The 1657-nt window shown below is 64.0% G+C and carries 2 protein-coding genes; one reads left to right on the top strand and one right to left on the bottom strand.

The features are described from left to right. Positions 1–106: 106 nt before the first annotated feature. Positions 107–1285: a DegT/DnrJ/EryC1/StrS family aminotransferase gene (locus ACEW8G_RS06385; RefSeq protein ID WP_373487602.1), complete on the top strand. Its 1179-nt coding sequence runs from the start codon at positions 107–109 to the stop codon at positions 1283–1285. A 101-nt stretch (positions 1286–1386) separates the two neighbouring features. Here ACEW8G_RS06385 and ACEW8G_RS06380 read toward each other — a convergent pair. Beyond that, on the bottom strand, positions 1387–1657 hold a 271-nt coding region (locus ACEW8G_RS06380; protein ID WP_373487601.1), incomplete at its 5' end, for a hypothetical protein.

Genomic DNA, 1657 nt, shown 5'->3' with positions numbered 1-1657 from the left:
TCTGGGTGTGTAATCCGCGCCACTTCACGAAACTGTCATGGAAGCAAGGGCTGGTGGCATCCTCCTGCCCTGCGGTATGATACCCTGAACAGCAGGAGGACGCATCATGACGCTGCCAGACATGCACCGGGCCGAGGCGATCCCCGACACCGCCCGCGCCGAGATCGAGCGACTGCTGGAGACCGGCGATCTGTTTCGCTACACCGCCGAAACGGACTCTCCGGCGTCCCTGCTCGAGGCGGAATTCGCCGGCATGATGGGCGCGCGCTTTGCGCTTGCCGTGTCCTCCTGTTCGGCAGCGCTGTTCCTGTCGCTCAAGGCGCTGGGGCTGCCCGATGGCGCGCGGGTGCTGATCCCCGGTTTCACCTTCGCGGCGGTGCCGTCGGCGGTCCTTCACGCCGGGATGCAGCCGGTTCTGTGCGAAGTGGGCCAGGACTATCGCATCGACCTCGACGATTTCGCCGCCAGACTGGATCGCGTGCAGGCCGTCATCATCAGTCACATGCGCGGGCACACGTCGGACATGGATAGAATCATGGCGCTGTGCGATGCGCGCGGCCTTCCCGTGATCGAGGACGCGGCGCATTCGCTGGGCACCGTCTGGCGCCAGCGCAAGATCGGGACCATCGGGCGCGTCGGCTGTTTCTCGTTCCAGTCCTACAAGATGGTCAACACGGGCGAAGGCGGCATCCTCATCACCGACGACGCGGATCTGGCGGCGCGCGCGACCATCATGTCGGGTGCCTACGAGCATAACTGGCGCAAGCACAGCCTGCTGCACGAGGCCTGCACGCGCTGGCAGAACAGATTGCCGCTGTACAACCTTCGGCTGGGAAACATGTCCGCCGCGCTGGCCCGTGCGCAACTGCCCGAGCTGTCGCGCCGGGTGGCGGACGGGCGGCGCAATCATGATCATCTGGCCGCCCGTCTTGCGACCTCGCCGCTCGTCGATGTGCCCGCACCGCTGCCGGGCGAGGACCGCGCACCGGATTCGATCCAGTTCAACCTGCCCGGTCTGAGCGGTACGGCGCTCGCGCGGTTTGTGGCCGAGGCTGCAATGCGCGGGGTCAAGGTGCAGGTTTTCGGCCAAAGCACCGACAACGCGCGCGCCTTCTGGAATTGGCAGTTCATCGAGGACCTGCCGGACCTGCCGCAAACCCGCGCGATGCTGATGCGGGCCTGCGACGTACGCCTGCCGGTGCATCTGACGCTTGCCGATTGCGATCTGGTGGCCGACGCTCTGCTGTCCGCGCTGTCGGTGGCGGTGGCGGATCAGGCGGCCTGATTAGAGCGTTTCGGGAACAACTTGATAGATCAGACATCGGTTTTCTGGTTCGAATGCCGTAAAAGGCAGCGAACACCTGAGTCACCTAATCCCGAAATGCTCTATTTGAGCTTGGACAGCTTTTCCTGCAATTCCGCAAGCTGCCGCTTGATCGCCTCGAGGTCTTCGCTGTCGTCGGATTTCGCCTCCGGCTCTTTCTCGGGACCGGTCGTACCGGCCGCTCTGGGCCACGCGCTCATCGCCTTCATGAAGGCGACCTGCTGCTTTTGCATGACCTCGAAGCCCGGCATCTTGGCCATCGGATTCATCGAGTTCATGTTCTCCATCACCCGCGCCTGCCCATCGCGCAGCATGTCGAAGGAGTTCTTGAGA

Source organism: Blastomonas sp., from assembly GCF_041747255.1.
In the GTDB taxonomy this organism is placed as follows: domain Bacteria; phylum Pseudomonadota; class Alphaproteobacteria; order Sphingomonadales; family Sphingomonadaceae; genus Blastomonas.
The sequence above is the reverse complement of the archived record's forward strand: the minus strand, read 5'-3'. Positions and strand labels throughout refer to the sequence as shown.

Coding starts and splice junctions, on each gene's coding strand:
- ACEW8G_RS06385 (WP_373487602.1), top strand. CDS start 107: ATGACGCTGCCAGACATGCACCGGGCCGAGGCGATCCCCGACACCGCC.